Raw genomic sequence first — 19,072 nt, forward strand, 5'->3', positions numbered from 1 at the left:
GCCGGGTGGAGCCACCGACCCGTGAAGCGCGCCCGCCGCGCTCCGTGCTGATCCTCGCCTCCACGTATCCGCGGTGGGCCGGTGACAGTGTGCCGTCGTTCGTCGCGCAGTACGCCGCGCAGCTGCGCGACGCGGGGCTCGAGGTCACGGTGCTCGCCCCCCACCACGAGGGTGCCGCGCGGGCCGAGACCGTCGACGGCATCCGGATCGGGCGCTTCCGCTACTGGTGGCCTGCCTCGGGGCAGGACATCGCCTACGGGCAGTACGGGCGCGCGCGCCTCGGGGCGCTCAAGGGCGCCTGCTACACGCTCGCGCAGATCGTCGCGACGGCACGTTCCGCGCGCGGCAGCGACGTCGTCAACGCCCACTGGCTCGTGCCCCAGGGCTTCGCGGCCGCGGTCGCGACGCTCGTCGTGCGTCGTCCGCTCGTCGTCACCGTCCACGGAGGAGACGTCTTCACGCTCCGTGGGGCGCTCGCCACGCGTCTCAAGCGATGGACGCTCGGCCGCGCCCGGATCGTCGTCGTGAACAGCTCGGCGACCCGAGCGGTCTGCCAGGACCTGCGCAACCGGGACTACCGCATCGTCCCCATGGGCGTTCCCGACCGCTTCTCCGTCGCTCGCCCCGCCGCCCCCGCGAGCCCTCTGCGACTCCTGTTCGTCGGCCGGCTGGCCGACGGCAAGGGCGCGGACGATGCGGTCGCCGGGCTGGCCGCGGCGGTCGCCTCAGGCGTCGACGCGACTCTCACCATCGCGGGCTCAGGACCCGAGAGGGAGCGTCTCGACGAGGTCGCGGCGTCGCTCGGCGTCGCCGAGCGGGTCTCTTACGCCGGGTGGGTGGATCCGGTGGAGCTTCCCGGCCTCTACGCGGAGTCGGACGTGCTCCTCGCTCCGTCGACGATGACGGCCTCGGGATGGCAAGAGGCCTTCGGGCTGGTGCTCGTCGAGGCCGGGCTCGCCGGCATCCCCACGATCGCGACGCGCAGCGGGGGCATCCCGGACGTGGTCGCCGACGGCGAGACGGGGATCCTCGTGGACGAGCATCGTCCCGATCAGATCGCGAGCGCGATCGCTGCCCTCGCGGGCGACCCGCAGCGGCGTCGGGCCATGGGCGATGCGGCGAGGCGCAGGGCGGGGGAGTCCTTCACGTGGGAGGCGGTCCTGCCGCGGCACGTCGCGGCGCTGACGGATGCGGGTCAGTAGCCCCATTCGGTCACGAGGTCGCGGCCCAGGAGATCGGACACGTAGAGCACCTCGTCGAGGAGCTCTCGCTGGAGGTCCTCGCGGATGTCTGCGGACACCGGGTCACGCGTCGCGTCCTTCATGAGCGCGGGCTCGACGAAGCGCTTCTGGAGCTCGGTGTATCTCCGGTTGCCGAGGATGGCCCGGACGGGACGCTTCACGGCGTCCGAGCGCACGATCGCGTTGAGGGTCGTCGAGCGCGGAGCCTTCGACTCGTGCACGCCACGGAACTCCGGGCGGAAGCCCGTGTCCGCGACGTCGAGATGCGTGAGGATGCGTCCGTACAGGTCATCGGGATCGTCACGCAGATCGGTGGTGAGCGCGACGAGGACGCGGTCGCGTCCGAAGACGTCGAAGTAGCGCTCAAGCTGCTCGCGGAAGCGCGTGCGCTCTCGGTAGAGGAGCAGCGAGGGGACGGGGGCCCGCGGCGGCACGTCTCGGCCCGCGGCCCGCGCCGGTTCGGCGCTGAGCGCCTCACGAAGATCTGCGAGGTCCTCGACCGACTCGTTCACGTACTGCTGGTGGAGGGACGCGATCATGGCCACGGGCTCACGGATGAGGGCGACGATGCGGGCCTCGGCGTTGTGCTCGTGGATCCGGCTTGCCGCCGAACGCGAGTACAGGTTCCACGTCGACGCGTCTCCCCGCAGCTGGTCCGCCGTGGCCGCTGCGAAGCACGCCGCGTAGTCCGACTCGGAGGCGACCGAGACCTTGCGGGTGTCGCCGTGAGCGGCGACGCTCTCCTCGATGAGGTCCGAGGCCATCCAGGCGGGCTCCTTGGGCACGGCCATCGAGATCTCGGGGTGCTCGTCCAGGAACGTGGCGAGCGCTGTGGTCCCGGACTTCGGCTGCCCGACGATGAAGAAGTCCACGGGGCGCATGAGCGCCAGTCTAGGGTGGTCGCCGTGACAGGAAGCGAAGCTGGGCCTGAGATGAATCCGGTCGAGGACGCAGGCGGCAAGCCCGCGGGCCGGAGCGTGCGGCGCGTGGCGGTCAGGTGGCTGTTCTACCTCGCGATCGTGGTGGCGTTCGGCTGGTTCGTCTGGACCGTGGACTGGGCGTCGCTCGAGGGGCTCCAGGTGGGCTGGGGCTGGGTCGTCGCCGCCACCGCGGTCTCGCTCGCCTTCCGCTATCTCGGCGTGCTCGTGTGGCGCGTCGTCCTGGCCCGACTCGGGGCCCGCGACCTGCCCCCGTTCCGCGCGATGTCCGACATCTACGCGAAGGCCTGGCTCGCGCGCTACATCCCGGGCACCGTCCCGTGGATCGCGGGCAAGATCTACATGGCCGCCGAGCATGGCATCTCCAAGTCGAGGCTCGCGGTGTCGACCCTCGTCGAGGCCGCCGCTCAGGTGGTCGCCGTCGGGACGGTCTCGCTGACGCTGCTCGCCGTGGACCCCCGCATCGGCGAGGTGTCGCCCACCCTGCGCCTCGTCGTGGCCGTCGGCGCCGCGTTGGGCCTCGTCACGATGACGCCGCCCGTGTTCAACCGGGTGCTGCGGCTCGGCTTCCGTGTGCTCCGCCGCCAGGCGCCCGAGCGGATCGGCTGGGCGGTGGTCCGGGACTCGCTGGGGCTGTACGCCGTCGGAGCCGTCCTGTCGGGTGTCGCCTACGCGCTGCTCATGCGCTCGCTCGTGCCTTCCACCACCGCCGCCGACATGCTCTTCCTCGTCGGCGCGTTCGGCTTCTCCGGCGTGGTGGGGATGCTGACGCCGCTCGTGCCGAGCGGCCTGGGCACGCGCGACGCCACGCAGTTCGCACTCCTGCTCGTGGTCCTGCCGGCCTCGACAGCATCCCTGGTGGTGCTCGCGAGCCGCGTGTGGTCGGCGCTCGTCGACGTGCTCTTCTGGGCGATCGCCGTCGCGCTCGAGCGTGCGCGACGCGGGGGAGCGGGGGCAGCGTAGCGGCACGAGCGCAACTCCCGTCTCGGGAGACGACGAAGGCCCCCGGCGTCCGCCGGGGGCCTTATGCGTGGTGGGCGATACTGGGATCGAACCAGTGACCTCTTCCGTGTCAGGGAAGCGCGCTACCGCTGCGCCAATCGCCCGTGCGACCGGGTCGCAACCTGCGAGCGGACGACGGGACTCGAACCCGCGACCCTCACCTTGGCAAGGTGATGCTCTACCAACTGAGCCACGTCCGCGCGGCCCGTACTGCGTTTCGGGCCGGGGAATAGTATGCCCGATCCCGAGGCCCTCTGGTGACAACTCGATGAAATCGGCGTGTCCTGGCGTCCCGCGGCGTCGTCTCGTATCGGAGGCCGAGACCTGGGAGGCGGCGCATCGTCGAGGGGCGCCCGCATCGTCCTCGCAGGGGAACGACGAAGGCCCCCGGCTTCTGCCGGGGGCCTCATGTCTGGTGGGCGATACTGGGATCGAACCAGTGACCTCTTCCGTGTCAGGGAAGCGCGCTACCGCTGCGCCAATCGCCCGTGCGAGGTGGGTACGGGATTCGAACCCGTGTATACGGCTTTGCAGGCCGCTGCCTCGCCTCTCGGCCAACCCACCGTGGTGACCAACGAGTTGGCCTGAAGAACTCCGAGCGGACGACGGGACTCGAACCCGCGACCCTCACCTTGGCAAGGTGATGCTCTACCAACTGAGCCACGTCCGCGTGTCTGGGCTGTTGCCCTGACAGGAAGAAAACCTTAGCGGAAACATCAGTGCAACACCAAATCGCGAGCCGCTCGTGCGGGGCGGCGCAGCGTCCCACGCACGGCCGGCCCCGCTAGCGTAGGTCCGGTGGAATGGAACGACGACGGCAGACGGCTCGGCAGCGCCGAGTTCCGGGGGCTCACCGCCTCCGAGCCGGTCGAGCACATCGACGCGACGGTCGACGGGCATCGGCTCGCGGAGGGCGGGCTGTGGGTCGTCGTTGGGAGCTTCGAGGGCAGGGTCGACGCGTGGCGCTTCGCTCGCGCCGAGCATGTGACCCCGCGCGCGGAGCCGTCGGCGCCGCGGCGCCCGTGGAGCGGCCCTTCGGCCACGGACTGGCGCACGTCGCTCGACCGCGACGCCTACGTCGCCGGCGTCGAGGCGATCCGACGCGACATCCGCGACGGCGAGGCGTATCAGGTGAACCTCTGCAGGGTGCTGTCCGCGCCGCTGCCGTCGCCGTCGCCGGGCCCGGACGCCGTCGCGCTGTCGGAGCGGCTCGCGCGGGGCAACCCCGCGCGCTACGCCGCGCGCATCGTGATCCCGCGCACCGAGACGATGCCGGGGGCCTGGGTGGTCTCGGCATCGCCCGAGTCGTACCTGTCGGTCACGGGCGGGACGATGCGGTCGTCGCCCATCAAGGGAACGGCCGCGCCGGGCGAGCGCATGCTCGACAAGGACGTGGCGGAGAACGTGATGATCACCGACCTGGTGCGCAACGACCTGGCGCATGTCGCCCGTCCCGGGACGATCGCGGTGCCCGAGCTCCTCGGGGAGCACGAGCATCCGGGGCTCACGCATCTTCAGTCGACCGTCGAGGCCGAGCTCGACGACCGTCACGACTGGACCGCCGAGATGTGGCCCGACCTGCTGGCGGGAACCTTTCCGCCCGGCTCGGTCTCGGGCGCGCCCAAGTCCTCTGCCCTCAGGATCATCGCGAGGGAGGAGACGGAGCCGCGTGGGCCCTACTGCGGTGCGATCGGCTGGATCGACGCCGACGCGCGCCGTGCCGAGCTCGCCGTGGGGATCCGCACCTTCTGGTGGGACGATGCCGCGGGCGGCACGCTGCGCTTCGGCACCGGGGCCGGCATCACGTGGGGGTCGGATCCCGCGGGGGAGTGGGAGGAGACCGCGCTCAAGGCGCGTCGCTTGATCGGCCTCGCCTCTGCCGACAGAATGTCCCAATGATTCCCGTTGCCTGGATCGATGGCGCCCTTCAGGACCCGGCGTCGCCCGCGCTCGCGCCTATCGACCACGGCGTGACCGTCGGCGACGGTGTGTTCGAGACCCTCGAGGTCCGCCAGGGCGCCGCATTCGCGCTGACCCGCCACCTGCATCGCCTCGCCTACTCCGCGGAGCGCATGATGCTCAAGGGGTTGGATCTCGATCTCGTGCGGCGGGGCGTCGGCGAGGCGCTCGCCGAGGCGGGCGACGAGGCGACGCGCGTGCGCATCACCGTCACCTCGGGTCCCGGGCCCATGAGCTCGGTGCGCGGCGAGGGTCCGCTCAGGGTCATCGTCATCGTCGCCGGTGGACCCGCCCCGGCGCGCTGCCGGGCCGTGCGCTCGCCGTGGCGTCGCAACGAGCGCTCCGCGGTCGCGGGAGTGAAGTCGACCTCGTACGCCGAGAATGCGGTGATGGCCGCCTACGCCGCATCCAAGGGCGCCGACGAGGCGATCATGGCGAACACGCACGGACACCTCTGCGAGGGCACGGGGACGAACGTGTTCCTCGAGAAGGACGGCGAGATCGTGACCCCGCCGCTCGCCTCGGGATGCCTGGCCGGGATCACCCGCGGGCTGCTCCTCGAATGGGGTGCGCGGTCGGGGATCCCCGTGCGCGTCGCCGCGCCGGGCGAGCTCGAGATGAGCGTGCTCGACGACGTCCTCCAGGGGGAGGCGCACCTTGCAGTCACCTCGTCGACCCGCGGCCTCCAGCATGTCGAGATCCTCGATGGCGTCGAGCTCGCGCCTGGCCGGCTGCTGGAACGGCTGAGCGGCGTCTACACGGCCGCGGCCGACGCGGATCTGGACCCTGCACCTCCGAGGTCCAAATAGCCGCTATAGTGGTATCCGCTCACCGGGCGATTGGCGCAGGGGTAGCGCGCTTCCTTCACACGGAAGAGGTCACTGGTTCGATCCCAGTATCGCCCACCGAACACGAGGGCCCTCGGCATCCGCCGAGGGCCCTCGTCGCGTCTCCGGGCGCGGCGAATCGCGCTCGATCTGTCGCAGGTGCGATCCTGCTTGTGCTCACATGTCGGGCGCGGTGTGCGATAGGACGGTCATAGGTACATCTACCGGGGGGAGCAGCTGTGAGGCACGCGGATCCGGCGCCAGGCGCCGGGATCGTGGTGGCGAAGCGCCTTCGGCGCGGCTCTGCCTCACCTGGGCTGCGCCTGACGCGGGGCGCGATCGTCTCCGTCGTCGTGGCAGCGCTGGTCGCGATGTTCGCCCCGGCCGCGTACGCCACCGACGACGTCGACACGTCGGCATCCACAGACGCCACGCCTGCAGAGACTTCTGTCTCGGAGGAGCCATCCGAGGCGACCTCACCCGAGCCCACGGCGACGGCGACCACGGCGGCCCCATCGACCATGGCCGACGCTGCGACATCGGCCGACCCGGTCTCCGAATCAGACGCCGAGAGCACCCCGGAGCCCGACCCCACCTCGGAACCCGACCCGATCGTGGTCGCTCAGGGGTCGATCAGCGTGGCGACGACGGGGACGTCGGCCAGCACCCTGCGTGTGCAAGGTGAGGCCATCTTCACCTCGAGCGGCGACGTCGAGTCGCTCGGAGGCGAGGGGCTCACCGCCGAGGTCGCGTACCGCCTTGACTCTGGCACGACGGTGACCAGGCGGGTCTCGGCGGTGCTCGCTCAGGATGACAACGGCGAGCAGTCCTGGAGGGTCGCGCTCAGCCAGCAGCTGCAGGGTGCAGGTACCGTGGCGGTGACGTGAGTCGACAGGCCGGGAAGACGTGGACCCGCGAGGTCCTCATCACCAACGCCTACGGTCGTCAGGTCAAGCTGCAGGTCAAACGCGACGGCGGGTGGAAGACCATCCAGACCAAGCGCGCGGACGATACGCGTCTCGACACGGTGGTCTTCCGATTCAAGGGCGGCGACGACACCTGGTACGCGAATGATCACAACCGCTACCTGTTCAGGGTCGTGGTCGGCGGCACGCGAGCGATCGCGCCCACGCAGTCGAAGGCCCTGGTCGTCAAGCCGACGATGCGGTATCGCGCGGCCAGCGGATACCTCCAACCGGTGACCAGGATCCGTGCGGTCGACGGTGGATACGCGCTGACCCCCGGGAGGAACGGCAACAAGGTCAAGCTGGTCCAGCGCGCGCTTGGCATGGGAAGCCGGTGGGAGACGATGGACTCCGCGACGGTGGCTCGGGTCAAGGCGTTTCAGCACAGCCACGGCCTTCGTGCGACGGGTACCGTGAACAGGGCCACATGGCTCGCGCTGGGCTTGAGCTCGCGCTCCTGGACCTCGGTAGGCGGCTACACGCATGAGGTGGTCGCGGACCGCTCGGCGACCAGGCGCGAGCGCATCGAGATCATGATCGACACCGCCCTGGAGTACGTGGGCTCCGACTACGTGTGGGGCGGTGCGGGGACCCCGGGTCAAGGGGCGGACTGCTCGGGCATGGTCATGCAGGCTCTCTATGCGGCAGGCATGCCCACAGGCAGGACGAACGTCGCACGTCACTCGCTGAGCGGCTTCCGGTCCACTCGAGCCCTCTACGCCTCGAACTTCAAGCACGTGCCCTTCTCGCACGCCAAGCGCGGCGACCTGGTGTTCTTCACGGGCAACGGCGGAACGTATCGCGGGATCACTCACATGGGCATCTATCTGGGCGATGGAAAGATGATCGATCTCTCCACGTCCCGTGGCACCGCGCAGGTGCGTTCGGTGCACGTGCTGGACCCGTGGTTGGACATCGTTCCCCAGGCGGTGCGGGTCTTCTCCTGAGGCGGGACGGTGCTCGTGCCGTCCCGGAGTCTCGGTCACCAGCATGGCATCGGGTGCCTACAATGGACCGGCTGTGCGTGCACCGAGTGTCAGACGGTGCGCGTGCCGCTGGGGGAGCAGGCCTGAGGGAGGCAGCAGTGAGTTCCGACATTCTCGTCGGCAAGACGGCGGAAGGTGAATCTTCGATGGACGCCGGCGGCAAGGGCGCCGCAGCGATCGTTCGCGACCGCGACACGGATGACGCGCGCGGTGGCAACGCGCAGCAGAAGCCGCGCCGCCGTCGCCGTCAGTGGGGCGCCGAGCGTCCCCGGCCGCCGCTCCCGATGCAGGAGAAGCGAGCGGGGATGGGTGCCACCTGGATGGGTGGGCTCGGGATGGCGGTCACCGTCGTCGCCTGGTTCGTCTACCTGATCCAGGTCCTGATCATGCGCTTCATCGACGACGGGGTCCACGACTCCCGCCTGGTCGTGGGCACGATCGCCTACGCCACGATCGTCAGCCTCCTGCTGCTCAGCGCCTTCATGTACCTGCTGGCTCGTCAGGGAGCCCTGTACAGGACGCGACTGCACGCGCGTGTGCCGCGCGCGGAGATCGATGCGTTCATGGCTCACACGCGACGCTCCCTCACCGTGCTCGTGCCGTCGTACGCCGAGGAGCCCGCCGTGGTGCGGGCGACCCTGCTGTCGGCGGCGCTCCAGGAGTACCCCGGGATGCGCATCGTCCTCCTGATCGACGACCCCCAGAACCCCAAGGACGACGCCGCTCGGGCCAGCCTGGAGGGCTGTCGCGCGCTGCCTGGCGAGATCATGGAGCTCCTGCGCGGACCCCATGAGCGGTTCCTCGCCTCGCTTGCGCGTTGCGAGGCTCGTGCGGAAGCGGCGGGAGCGAGCACGGCCGAGGACGTGCGGTCGCTCGCGTCCGACTACGTGTGGGCCGCCGGGTGGCTGCGAGAGCAGGCCGAGGCGTACCCGCGTCCGAACCACTCCGACGACTTCCTCGCGGAGGAGGTGCTCGGCGGGCTCGCTGGGGACCTCGAGCGCACCGCGGCAGCACTGTTCCAGTCGCTCGATGATGGCGCTCCGGTGCCCGCGGCGCGGCTCGTGCAGCTGTGCCGCCGTCTCGTGTGGACCTTCGACGCGACGCTCACGTCGTTCGAGCGCAAGGCTTACGCCAACCTGCCGCACGACGCGAACAAGGCGATGAACCTCAACGCGTACATGGGCCTCATGGGGCGCCGCGTGCGCGAGGTCGAGACCCGGCTCGGACTCGTCCTCAGGGACGCCGAGGAGGGTGATGAGGGCGCTGCGATCATCCCCGACAGCGATTACCTCCTGACCTTGGACGCGGACAGCGTGCTGCTGCGCGAGTACTGCCTGCGGCTGATCCACCACATGGAGATGCCCGGCAATGAGCGGATCGCGGTGATCCAGACCCCCTACTCCTCGTTCAGGGGAGCACCGACCCGCCTGGAGCGTATCGCCGCCGCGACCACCGACATCCAGCACATCCTCCACCAGGGCCTCAGCCACTACGGGGCGACCTTCTGGGTGGGTGCCAACGCCGTGATCCGCAAGGTGGCGCTCGACGACATCGTTGAGGTCTCGTACGTCCGAGGCGAGCCCGTGCGCCGCTATGTTCAGGACCACACCGTGATCGAGGACACCGAGTCGAGCATCGACCTCGTCGCGTCGGGCTGGACGCTCCACAACTACCCCGAGCGGCTGAGCTACAGCGCCACTCCGCCCGACTACGGGTCGCTCGTGGTGCAGCGCGCCCGTTGGGCCAACGGCGGGCTGCTGATCCTGCCCAAGTTCCTCCGCTTCGCACGCAAGTCGCGCAAGGAGGGAAGGCGCGTTCCGTGGGCTCACTCGATGCTGCGCTTCAACTACATGGCGTCGATCTCGTGGGCGAGCATCGGCCTGGTCCTCCTGCTCGCGTTCCCGTTCGACTCGCGCCTGCTGAGCCCCCTCGTCGTGGTCGCATCGCTGCCGTACTTCCTGGCGATGTCCTCGGACTTCAAGCGGCTGGGCTACAAGCGCACCGACATCTTCCGCGTCTACGCGTTCAACCTGATCCTGCTCCCCGTGAACCTCGCGGGAACGTTGAAGTCCCTTCAGCAGGCCGCAGCGAAGACCAAGATCGCCTTCGCGCGCACTCCCAAGGTGGAGGGGCGCACCGCGACGCCCGCGCTCTACGTGCTGGCCGCCTACCTCATCGCCGCCTTCTCGTTCTACACGCTCGCGTACGACGTGCGGACGGAGAACTGGGCCAACGGAGCCTTCGCGCTCTTCAACGGCGTCCTGACGGTCTACGCGATCATCGCGTTCATCGGCCTGAGGCACTCGATCATCGACGTGCTGCTCGGATTCGCGCACTGGGTGCGGGTGCCCGCGCAGCCCCGCCGGACCAAGGACACCGTGCAGGCCGAGCCTGAGCCGGACTGGGAGGCCGTCCTGTACTTCGGGCCTGACCACGAGCCCCACTCGGATGGGATGCCGGCGCAGCATGCCGCGCCCGCGCCGCGCCGCGGCGACACCCGCGCAAGGCAGAGGAGCTGATCGTGGACCCCTCGCAGCGCACCTCCATGCCCTCTGACGACCCCACCCAGGGGAGGACCCGATGACCGCCCAGGCCGCACCCCGCACCCGAGTCTCGTTCCTGCGGGTGGGCGTCGCGCTCGGCTGCGCCGCCGCCGTCGGCTGGGGCGGGTACCGGGCGTTCGCCGATGTGCTCGCGGCGCCGGTGGACACCGACGTGGCGACCTTCGCGGCCTACGTCGACGCCACGGTGACGCCGACCTACTCGTTCGGCACGCCCTCCGGCCCGTCGGAGGAGAACATCGTCCTGTCCTTCGTGGTCGCGGGCGACGACTCGTGCACCCCCATGTGGGGCGGCGCCTACACCCTGGACGATGCGGCCGACGACCTCGATCTGGAGCGTCGCATCTCGCAGCTGCGCAGCACCGGCGGCGACGTCAGCGTGTCGTTCGGAGGCCAGGCCGGGACCGAGCTCGCGGTGTCGTGCACCGACACGACGACCCTCGCGGCGTCCTACGCCGAGGTCGTGGACCGCTACGACCTCTCAAGCATCGACCTCGACATCGAGGGCACGACGCTGACCGACACCGCGGCCGGTGAACGCCGGGCGGAGGCGATCAAGACCGTGCAGGACGACGCCGCCGCGTCGGGCGAATCGCTCGACGTGTGGCTCACCCTCCCCGTCGCCGAGACGGGGCTCACCGCCGACGGCCTCGCCGTCGTCGAGCAGATGCTTGAGGCCGGCGTGGACCTGGCGGGCGTCAACGGCATGACGATGGACTTCGGCACCGACCTGTCGGGCTATGAGGCGTACTCCGACGTGGTCGTCGCCGCGACACAGGCGCTTCACGATCAGATCGAGCAGGCCTACGCGGACCAGAGCATCGGCCTCGGTGATCTCGAGGCCTGGGACAAGGTCGGGATCACCCCGATGATCGGCCAGAACGACATCGAGGACGAGGTGTTCACCCTCGAGGACGCTGCGGCCGTGAACGAGTTCGCGAAGAGCAACGGCGTCGGCAGGGTGTCGATGTGGTCGCTCAACAGGGACTCCACCTGCACGAGCCCCCTGCCCACCGAGCTCTCGGTCGTGCAGACCGACTGCAGCGGCATCGATCAGGACGGACAGTCGTTCGCCGAGATCCTCTCCGACGGGCTCGAGGGGGCGTCCTCGACGTCCTCCACCGCGACGACAGACGAGGCCTCGGCCTCCGCGACCGCCTCCGCGAGCGCGAGCGCGTCTGCGACCGCCACCGACGATGACGAGGACGACCCGGCTTCGAGCCCCTACCCGATCTGGGACGCCATGGGTGAGTACCCCGCGGGCACCAAGATCGTCTGGCATCACTACGTCTACGAGGCGCGGTACTGGACCAGCGGCTTCGCACCCGACACCGAGGTGGACAACGCCGCGGACTCCCCGTGGGAGCTGATCGGGCCGGTGCTCGAGGGCGACACGCCTGAGCCTCTCGCCACCGTCGCCGCGGGCACCTATCCCGAATGGGATGAGGAGGAGGCCTACTCCGCGGGCGACCGCGTGGTGGTCGACGACGTCCCCTACGAGGCGAAGTGGTGGAACCAGGGCCAGGAGCCCGGGACCACGGTGTCCGGCGGCAATCCCTGGGTGCTCGTCATCCCCGAGTAGTGGCAACGCCGGCCGCGCCCTGGTTCTGCGGAGCCGGGCGCGGTTCGCGTGGTTCATTCGCGTGGCTCAGCAGAGCAGCGCGCGCTCGGCGACCGCACGCCATGGCGTGCTAGGCGCTGACGTCTTGTGACAGCAGAAGGCACGCGCCCCAGGAGTCTCCCTCAGGGGCGCGTGCGAAGGCTCCGGTCAGGGCCCTGACGGTCAGGCGAGTGCGAGCCTGCGCCTCGCCACGGCGGCGACCTCGTGGTTGCTGTAGTTCGTGAAGACCTCGACGAGGCTGTCGGGCAGGTTCGGATTGATCAGCAGCGCGGACAGCACGGTCGGATGACGCTCGGCCTTGACGACCTCGATCAGGGTCTCGGACGCGGTGCTCGGGTTCTGCGCGGCCCACCAGCGGATGTCCGCGTCGGGATCGAAGGAGAGCTCGTGCAGCGTCTCGGCGGGGGTGTTGATGTTGGACGCCTGAAGAAGGCGGTTGACGCCCTCGGTGCCCTTCGCGATGTCGCCGGCCACGTCGTCGAGCACCTTCGCGACGTCGCTGTGGTCGGCCCGGTACTGCTCGGAGACCTCGCGGACATAGTTGGAGAGCTCGCGGGCCTCCTCGGCGCGGGCCATCACCTCGAGCGTCGTGGGCGAGTCCGGGTCGCGGATCTCCATGCGGATGGTGAGGGCGAGGTGGCGCAGCGTCTCCGCCATGAGGAACGCGGGGTGCTGAGCGTCGCCATCGGCCTCGGCGCGGAGCTCGCCCTCGGACCTGCCGATGACGGCCAGGGCCTGAGCGATGGCCTCCATGCGGCCGTCCTGGTGCGCCTGCTCGAGCTGAGCGGACAGCGCGGCGTCCTCCTCATGCGCGCGGGCGGATGCGTCCATGCTGAGCACGCCTTCGGCGAGCATCACCAGATCGCACTGCACGCCCGAGCGACACGAGTCGCAGTAGTGGTTCTGAAGCGCGATCGTCGCGGCTGCGGCGAGTCGAGCGCGATCCTGCGGGCGTGCGTCTGCTCCCGCCGGAGCGGTGGCCCTGGAGGCCGAGTCACGGTTCAACACGTGGTGAGCCCTTTCCCTGCGTCGGTGCTGCGAAGTGACCGAGAGGACGGTCGTCATGGCCCCCATCGGCCATCCGTCGGCATGCGTGAGGGTTCGCGGCGCGCCCGTTCGGCAATCTGAGAAGTGCCTTCGGTAGCGTGGGCGCATGACGGAGCAACGACGGGCGCGGCTCACAGGCGAAGGCGCCGGTGCGCTCCTGAGGGAGGCCTTGGGCGCGGCGGGTCGCTCGCTCGACGCCTGGGCCGTCGACGCGGTGCACGACCGGCCGGGCGCGGAGACCTCGGTGTCGTACGACGTCATGGTCGACGGGAGCCATCGTTACCTCGTGGCGTCCACCGTGGAGCTGCCGCGCGGCTCTCATCCTGGCGTGATGACCGTGGGTGCGGGTGCGGACGAGGTGCACGTCTGGGAGCATCCGGTGGATCCTCATCTGCCCGCGCTCGCCGAGGCCTGCGACCCTGTCGCGCTCGGACGGGCCATGTCGGCGGCTCTCGGCCGGTCTGTCGAGGTGCGCGGCATGCGCGTGCTCGTCCTTCGGCCGTTGCGCCGCGCGGTGCTGCGGATCGAGTCGACGTTGGCGCACGCGGAGCCGAGCGCTCCGCCCGACGTCCATTTCGTGAAGGTCGTGGGCCCGAGCATGGCGGAGGACGTCGCTCAGCGGTACGCGCTGAGTCCTCACGCGCCGCGTGCCTGGGTGCTGGGCGACGGTCTCGTCCTGCTCGACGCCGCGCGTGGACGTCCGCTCACCGAGCACCTGTACGACCCCGCCGGTCGGGTGCTGCACCCGCCCGTCGTCCCTCCCGAGGCCGTGATGGGCGCCCTCACGGCGCTGTCCCCGCGAGCGCTCGAGCTTCCCGGGCGCCCGGCCTGGACGGATCGGCTCCCGCAGTATGCGGCGCAGGCCCGTCTGCGGGGGCTGCCGTGGGCGGACGAGATCGAGGACCTCGTCGCGGACCGTCTGCGACGAGGCGAGACCGGCCCCGTCGTCCCCGTGCACGGGGATCTCCACGCGGCCAATCTGTTCCTCGCCCCAGGCCCCGAGGGGCTCACCGCCTCCGCGCTCATCGACCTCGACACCGCGGGACCCGGGTACCTGGTCGACGACGTCGCATGCCTCCTGGCGCACATGCTCACGCTTCCGACATTCAGCCCTCACGGCTACCGTCACGTCCCCGACGTGCACTTCGCGCTCGTCAAGGGGATGCTTCCCTACGTGGACGCCAATCAGCTAGCGGGTCGTACCGCGGCGGTCCTCGTCTCGCTCGCGGCGGGCGCGGCGAATCTGGAGCACGCTGAGGCGTGGATGCATCAGGCCGCGCGGGCCGCGGCCTCATGACCGCGATGAGCATGGACGGCGCCGACGGGCTCAGGCGCGTGCGCAAGGTGGCGGAGACCCTGGATGAGTCGCAGCGGCTCGAGCGAGGGCCCGAGTACAGGGTGGACCTGGAGCGGATCAGGTTCTCTCCGTACTTCTCGCGGATGTCGGCCGTGACCCAGGTGATCTCGCAGTCCGGCGCGGGGCTCGCGGTCCACAATCGCCTGACCCACACCGTGAAGGTGACGGCCGTCGCGCGGGCGATCGCGGTGTCTCTGGCCGCGGACACGGGGGAGCGGGGCCAGGTCGTCGCTCGTCTCGGGGGCTGCGACCCGGTCGTCGTCCAGGCCGCCGCGAGCGCGCACGACCTGGGGCACCCGCCGTTCGGGCACCTCGGTGAGCAGACGCTCGATCGCCTGGCCAGGGACCGGTTCGGGCTCGAGGAGGGGTTCGAGGGCAACGCGCAGTCGTTCCGCATCCTCACGAGGCTCGATGAGTACGATCGCGCGGGCGCGGGGCTCAACCTGACGGCAGCGGTGCGCGCGGCCGTGCTGAAGTATCCATGGGACCGGGCCGAGGGCGACAGATGGTCGGGCGGAGCCGAGCGTCCACGGGGGCTGACTCCCCGCGTCCCTGGTGAGGGCGCCCCGAAGTTCTCGGCGTACACGCTCGACCTCGACGACTTCGAGGAGGCTCGCGCTGCCTACCCCGCGATCGCCGCGCGTCAGCAGACCGTCGAATGCTCGGTCATGGACATCGCTGACGACATCGCCTACTCGCTGCACGATCTGGACGACTTCTACAGGGCGTCGCTGCTGGGTCACGCCGCGGTCTCGACGGAGTTCCGGACCTGGAGGGCCGAGCGGGTCGCGCTGTCGCAGCTCCCCGCCGCGACGCTCGCGGCGACCTCGCGCGCGCCGGGGCGCGGGCTCGAGGCGCTGAGGCGCCGCCTGCTCGCGAAGGATGCCTGGATCGCGCAGGACGATGCGTTCGGCGACTCGGTCGCTCGGATCCAGGAGGACGTGGTCGACGGGCTGCTCGCCGTCCCGTTCGACGGCTCTCTCGACGCGGACCGCGCGCTCGCGGTGTTCATGTCCGGCTGGGTGTCGCGCCTGCAGCGCTCGATCATCGTGATGGAGGAGCCGCCGATCCGATCCGGGCACGTCAGCCTCGACACCGCTGCGTGGCACGACGTCGCGGTGCTCAAGTTCCTGCAGGAACGCTTCGTGCTGCATCGTCCGGACCTCGCCGTCTATCAGCGCGGTCAGGCGAGCGTCATCGAACGCCTCGTCGAGGCGCTCGCAGCGTGGCTCGACGATCCGCGGGACGTGCACCGCGCGCCGCGTCGTCTCCTCGACCTCGTCGGCCTCGCGGAGCTCGACTACCGCGAGGCTGCGATCGGGCTCGACCTGAGCCGGGATCGCGTCCATGCGCTGGCGATCGGCAGGGGAGTGATCGACTACATCGCCTCGCTCACCGATGCGCAGGCGCGAGCGCTCGCGGGGCTCGTGTCGGGCTCCTCCGAGCGGCTGTGGGACGGCGGTCAGGTCCTCTAGGCCCTACGCGCGCCCCGGATGAGAGCTCTCTCATCCTGCGCTCCCTTTGCTCTCAGCCTGGCGTCGCATCGTTGACGTGTCAGCAGAAGCACACCGACGGCGACGCGAGGAGATGGCGATCATGAGGGTGCAAGGGAAGGCTGGATGGATGATCGCAGGTGCGATGGGCACCTTGGCGATCGGAGGAGTGGCGTTCGCGAGCTCGGTGCCGTTGCCGATCTTCTCGGGAGGCTCGGACGAGCAGACCGTGGACCAGGGCGTCGACCCGGCGGCGGACGCGGAGGCGGTGCAGCCGAGAGACACCGAGGTCAGGGACGTCCAGGGCGACGATTCACCGGACGGTGAGATCGGCCCGGTGACCGCTGACGACGGCTCCGACGACTCCTCGGACTCGGACGGGCTGCTCACGGTGGTCAAGGACGACTCCCCGGACGACGAGACCGAGGACGTGAACGACGACTCGGGCGACGACGCGAACGACGATTCGTCGAGCGGCTCCTCCCGGGAGTCGCAGGGCTACGGCGCATCGTCCGGCGGCGGCTCGTCGCACACGGAGAAGTCCTCTGAGGCGGAGCACGGGACCGAGGTCGAGGCTGAGGACGACTCGTCGGACGACTCGAGCGACCACGAGTCCACCCACGAATCGACGCATTCGTCGACGCATGAGTCGTCGTCCGGCTCCGAGTCGGAGACGGAGGTCGAGTCCGAGCGCGAGACCGAGGTCGAATCGGAGGACGAGGTCGAGGTGGAGCACGAGGACGAGGTCGAGGTCGAGCACGAGGACGAGACCGACTCGTAGGCCATGCCCCCTGAGGTCGCGCCGATCAGCGACGCGGGCGTCGGCTACCGGCTCTGAGCGAGCCGGTAGCCGGCGCCTCGCACCGTCTGGATCCGGTCGGCTCCGAGCTTCCTGCGCAGGTAGCGGACGTACACCTCGACGACATTGGAGCCGGGGTCGAAGTCGTATCCCCATACCCGCGAGAGGAGCTGCTCTCGGCTCAGCACGCGACCGGGGCTGGCGAGCAGCGCCGCGAGGAGTCCGAACTCTCGGGATGACAGCTCGACGGGGGAGCCGTCGACCGTCACCGTGCGGGTGAGCGGGTCGAGGACGACGCCCTCATGCACGAGCGTCGCTGAGTCCGCTGACCTCGGGGTGTCGCGCAGGCGAAGACGGACCCTTGCCAGGAGCTCCTCGAACCGGAACGGCTTGCCGAGATAGTCGTCCGCGCCCGACTCGAGGCTCGCGACCGTGTCCTCCACCGACGTGCGTGCGGTGAGGATGATGACGGGCGCCCGGCTCCCGGAGCCCCGCAGGCGCTCGAGGACGGCGTACCCGTCCATGTCGGGGAGCCCGATGTCCAGGATCACCAGGTCGCAGTCCGGGGACATGGCGAGCTCGAAGCCGTCGCGACCGGATGCCGCGCGGGACGTCGTGAACCCGGCCGCCGCGAGCCCCTTGGCCACGAACGATGCGATGCGGTCCTCGTCCTCGATGATCACGATCCGGCTCATGACTGCTGTCCTTCGTCGGTGGGCTCACCCACGGGCAGGACCAAGGTGAGGGTGGATCCCTCGCCAGGCGTCGATTCGACGTCGACGGTGCCGCCGTGGGCCTGGGCGATCGCGGAGACGATCGCGAGGCCCAGGCCGATGCCCTCGTTGCGTCGTCCCTGCGAGTAGCGCTCGAAGAGATGGGGGAGCAGCTCGGGCTCGATCCCGCGGCCGCGGTCCCGCACCCACAGTCGCACGGTGTCCCCGTCGACGCTGCTGCCGATTCCGATGTCGGAACCGTCAGGGGAGAACCTCACAGCGTTGGACGCGAGCTGGAGGAGGGCCTGCGCGAGGCGCTGCTCGTCGACGACGATCGTCCCCGACGCGCACTCGTCGAGCACCCACTCCCTGTCCCCGAGCGCGCGAGCCCTGGTGAGCACCGACTCCGTGAGGTGCTCGAGATCGACGGGGGCCGGCCGCACGAATCCGGGCCGGTCGGACTTCGCGAGCGTCATGAGGTCCTCGACGAGACGGCTCATGCGGTCCAGCTCGTCGAGGCCGACCTCGCGCGCCTCGGCTGCGTCGGCGGAGTCGTCCGGGTCCATGAGCTCGAGGTGACCCCGCACGACGGTGATGGGCGTCCGCAGCTCGTGGCTGACGTCGTCGAGGAGCGCGGTGTGGGAGGCGAAGGCCGCCTCGATCCTGCCGAGCATCTCGTTCACGGCCTCCGTCATGTCGGCGAGGTCATCGTTGCCGGTCACGGGGATGCGCTCGGACAGGTCGTCGCGGCCGATCTCGCGTGCTGTGCCGGCGAGCACGCGCACGGGCCTCAGCAGGCGTCCCGCGATGCTCCACGCGGCGACGCTCACGAGCACGAAGCAGCCGAGGGCGACCCACGCGTAGATGCTGAACGCCCGGTTGAAGCGCGCGAGCTCCGCGACCTCGTCGTAAGCCCGCACCTCGGCCGCCACCTCACCGTCGGCGACCACGCCGGAGTCGGCGCCCACGACCAGGCTGCCGTCGGCCGTGGCATGCGCGGGAGTGACGGCGACGCGGTACGTCGTCACGTCCGTCTCGATGCGCACGATCGACTGGTCCGTCGCGAGCGTCAGCGGGGCGATGGCGGCGAGCAGCTCCGCGTCGCTCTCCAGGGTGAGCGGCGCATCGTCCACGACGTACGCGAGCTCGCCGTCGACGAAGCCGACGATGCCCTCATGGGGCTCGGGGATGGTGCGTTCGAGCGAGGCTCGCAGCGCCTCGCGTGGGGACGCGAACGCCTCGCCGGTCGTCGGGTCGACGCCGTCCTCGACGAACTGGACGAACTCCTCGGCGTCGGAGGTGATGTCCTCGTCGATCCGTGCCTTGATCTCCGAGTCCTGGATGCGCTCGGCTATGAGGCCCGAGACGAGCAGCGCCGCTGCGGCGAGGAACATCATGGACGCGACGATGCGCGTGCGCACGTTCACGGTGCGCAGCGACAGCGTCCTCGTCGACATGGCTGCTCCCTCAGCATCCTGGTTCCAGGCTACCGAATCGGCCGTCGAGAGGGCCTGGGGTGACGATCAAGCGCGTTCCCGCGTGCCGTGGCGGTGCGTGCGCGTG

The 19,072-nt window shown here is 70.2% G+C and carries 15 protein-coding genes and 6 tRNA genes; 12 read left to right on the forward strand and 9 right to left on the reverse strand.

Annotation, left to right across the window (positions count from 1 at the left end):
• Positions 1-5 precede the first annotated feature (5 nt).
• Entirely contained in the window at positions 6-1,202 is a 1,197-nt protein-coding gene (locus tag AOP78_RS05280; RefSeq protein ID WP_083979848.1) for a glycosyltransferase family 4 protein, read from the forward strand.
• On the opposite strand, the gene AOP78_RS05285 is transcribed toward AOP78_RS05280, so the two are convergent.
• Positions 1,196-2,122, reverse strand: coding sequence for a sulfotransferase (locus AOP78_RS05285; RefSeq protein ID WP_062202175.1), 927 nt, complete (start codon positions 2,120-2,122; stop codon positions 1,196-1,198). The two genes, AOP78_RS05280 and AOP78_RS05285, sit on opposite strands and share 7 nt — an antisense overlap.
• A 24-nt stretch (positions 2,123-2,146) precedes the next feature.
• On the opposite strand from AOP78_RS05285, the gene AOP78_RS05290 reads away from it, so the two are divergent.
• Entirely contained in the window at positions 2,147-3,142 is a 996-nt protein-coding gene (locus AOP78_RS05290; protein WP_152659412.1) for a lysylphosphatidylglycerol synthase domain-containing protein, read from the forward strand.
• Positions 3,143-3,210: 68 nt separating this feature from the next.
• On the opposite strand, the gene AOP78_RS05295 is transcribed toward AOP78_RS05290, so the two are convergent.
• From AOP78_RS05295 to AOP78_RS05315, 5 genes are all read right to left on the reverse strand, one after another.
• A tRNA-Val gene (locus AOP78_RS05295) sits at positions 3,211-3,285 on the reverse strand.
• 23 nt (positions 3,286-3,308) lie between these two features.
• A tRNA-Gly gene (locus tag AOP78_RS05300) sits at positions 3,309-3,381 on the reverse strand.
• Between the two features lie 213 nt (positions 3,382-3,594).
• A tRNA-Val gene (locus AOP78_RS05305) sits at positions 3,595-3,669 on the reverse strand.
• Between the two features lie 5 nt (positions 3,670-3,674).
• A tRNA-Cys gene (locus AOP78_RS05310) sits at positions 3,675-3,745 on the reverse strand.
• Positions 3,746-3,778: 33 nt separating this feature from the next.
• Positions 3,779-3,851 (reverse strand) — tRNA-Gly (locus tag AOP78_RS05315).
• A gap of 128 nt (positions 3,852-3,979) precedes the next feature.
• Here AOP78_RS05315 and AOP78_RS05320 point away from each other — a divergent pair.
• From AOP78_RS05320 to AOP78_RS05350, 7 genes are all read left to right on the forward strand, one after another.
• Positions 3,980-5,080 (forward strand): chorismate-binding protein, encoded by a 1,101-nt coding sequence (locus AOP78_RS05320; RefSeq protein ID WP_062202177.1) that lies wholly within the window; start codon positions 3,980-3,982, stop codon positions 5,078-5,080.
• Positions 5,077-5,949 carry an aminotransferase class IV gene (locus AOP78_RS05325; protein ID WP_062202178.1) on the forward strand — a complete coding sequence of 291 codons (873 nt, stop codon included), beginning with the start codon at positions 5,077-5,079 and terminating at the stop codon, positions 5,947-5,949. The genes AOP78_RS05320 and AOP78_RS05325 overlap by 4 nt, the downstream gene beginning before the upstream one ends.
• Positions 5,950-5,973: 24 nt before the next feature.
• Positions 5,974-6,045, forward strand: a tRNA-Val gene (locus AOP78_RS05330).
• Positions 6,046-6,206: 161 nt separating this feature from the next.
• Positions 6,207-6,854 carry a hypothetical protein gene (locus AOP78_RS05335; RefSeq protein WP_062202179.1) on the forward strand — a complete coding sequence of 216 codons (648 nt, stop codon included), beginning with the start codon at positions 6,207-6,209 and terminating at the stop codon, positions 6,852-6,854.
• Positions 6,851-7,879 carry a C40 family peptidase gene (locus AOP78_RS05340; RefSeq protein WP_062202180.1) on the forward strand — a complete coding sequence of 343 codons (1,029 nt, stop codon included), beginning with the start codon at positions 6,851-6,853 and terminating at the stop codon, positions 7,877-7,879. Before AOP78_RS05335 ends, AOP78_RS05340 begins: the two co-directional genes overlap by 4 nt.
• Before the next feature lie 137 nt (positions 7,880-8,016).
• Positions 8,017-10,437, forward strand: coding sequence for a glycosyltransferase family 2 protein (locus AOP78_RS05345; RefSeq protein WP_201774753.1), 2,421 nt, complete (start codon positions 8,017-8,019; stop codon positions 10,435-10,437).
• Positions 10,438-10,498: 61 nt separating this feature from the next.
• A complete protein-coding gene (locus AOP78_RS05350) occupies positions 10,499-12,061 on the forward strand; it encodes a chitinase (RefSeq protein ID WP_062202181.1) in 1,563 nt (520 codons plus the stop codon).
• Between the two features lie 201 nt (positions 12,062-12,262).
• Here AOP78_RS05350 and AOP78_RS05355 read toward each other — a convergent pair whose 3' ends face one another.
• Entirely contained in the window at positions 12,263-13,108 is an 846-nt protein-coding gene (locus tag AOP78_RS05355) for a hypothetical protein (protein WP_152659413.1), read from the reverse strand.
• A gap of 145 nt (positions 13,109-13,253) precedes the next feature.
• Between AOP78_RS05355 and AOP78_RS05360 the strand changes: the two genes are divergently transcribed.
• From AOP78_RS05360 to AOP78_RS05370, 3 genes are all read left to right on the forward strand, one after another.
• Positions 13,254-14,444 carry an aminoglycoside phosphotransferase family protein gene (locus AOP78_RS05360; protein WP_152659414.1) on the forward strand — a complete coding sequence of 397 codons (1,191 nt, stop codon included), beginning with the start codon at positions 13,254-13,256 and terminating at the stop codon, positions 14,442-14,444.
• The gene (locus tag AOP78_RS05365) at positions 14,408-15,979 is read left to right on the forward strand and encodes a deoxyguanosinetriphosphate triphosphohydrolase family protein (RefSeq protein ID WP_236685300.1); all 1,572 of its coding nucleotides are present in this window, start codon (positions 14,408-14,410) and stop codon (positions 15,977-15,979) included. The genes AOP78_RS05360 and AOP78_RS05365 overlap by 37 nt, the downstream gene beginning before the upstream one ends.
• Before the next feature lie 148 nt (positions 15,980-16,127).
• Positions 16,128-16,778, forward strand: coding sequence for a hypothetical protein (locus AOP78_RS05370; RefSeq protein ID WP_152659415.1), 651 nt, complete (start codon positions 16,128-16,130; stop codon positions 16,776-16,778).
• Between the two features lie 44 nt (positions 16,779-16,822).
• Here the strand turns inward: AOP78_RS05370 and AOP78_RS05375 are convergent, their stop codons facing one another.
• Complete coding sequence (locus tag AOP78_RS05375) at positions 16,823-17,491, reverse strand: response regulator transcription factor (RefSeq protein WP_062202185.1); 669 nt, start codon at positions 17,489-17,491, stop codon at positions 16,823-16,825.
• Positions 17,488-18,966, reverse strand: coding sequence for a sensor histidine kinase (locus AOP78_RS05380; protein WP_062202186.1), 1,479 nt, complete (start codon positions 18,964-18,966; stop codon positions 17,488-17,490). The genes AOP78_RS05375 and AOP78_RS05380 overlap by 4 nt, the downstream gene beginning before the upstream one ends.
• Between the last annotated feature and the right edge of the window lie 106 nt (positions 18,967-19,072).

Origin of the sequence: Demequina salsinemoris (assembly GCF_000974805.1) — a bacterium.
In the GTDB taxonomy this organism is placed as follows: Bacteria; Actinomycetota; Actinomycetes; order Actinomycetales; family Demequinaceae; genus Demequina; species Demequina salsinemoris.

Bases quoted from the DNA above. Each gene is read 5' to 3' on its own strand.
- AOP78_RS05375 (WP_062202185.1), bottom strand. From the start codon at position 17,491: ATGAGCCGGATCGTGATCATCGAGGACGAGGACCGCATCGCATCGTTC.
- AOP78_RS05325 (WP_062202178.1), top strand. From the start codon at position 5,077: ATGATTCCCGTTGCCTGGATCGATGGCGCCCTTCAGGACCCGGCGTCG.
- AOP78_RS05360 (WP_152659414.1), top strand. From the start codon at position 13,254: ATGACGGAGCAACGACGGGCGCGGCTCACAGGCGAAGGCGCCGGTGCG.
- AOP78_RS05370 (WP_152659415.1), top strand. From the start codon at position 16,128: ATGATCGCAGGTGCGATGGGCACCTTGGCGATCGGAGGAGTGGCGTTC.
- AOP78_RS05380 (WP_062202186.1), bottom strand. From the start codon at position 18,966: ATGTCGACGAGGACGCTGTCGCTGCGCACCGTGAACGTGCGCACGCGC.
- AOP78_RS05285 (WP_062202175.1), bottom strand. From the start codon at position 2,122: ATGCGCCCCGTGGACTTCTTCATCGTCGGGCAGCCGAAGTCCGGGACC.
- AOP78_RS05350 (WP_062202181.1), top strand. From the start codon at position 10,499: ATGACCGCCCAGGCCGCACCCCGCACCCGAGTCTCGTTCCTGCGGGTG.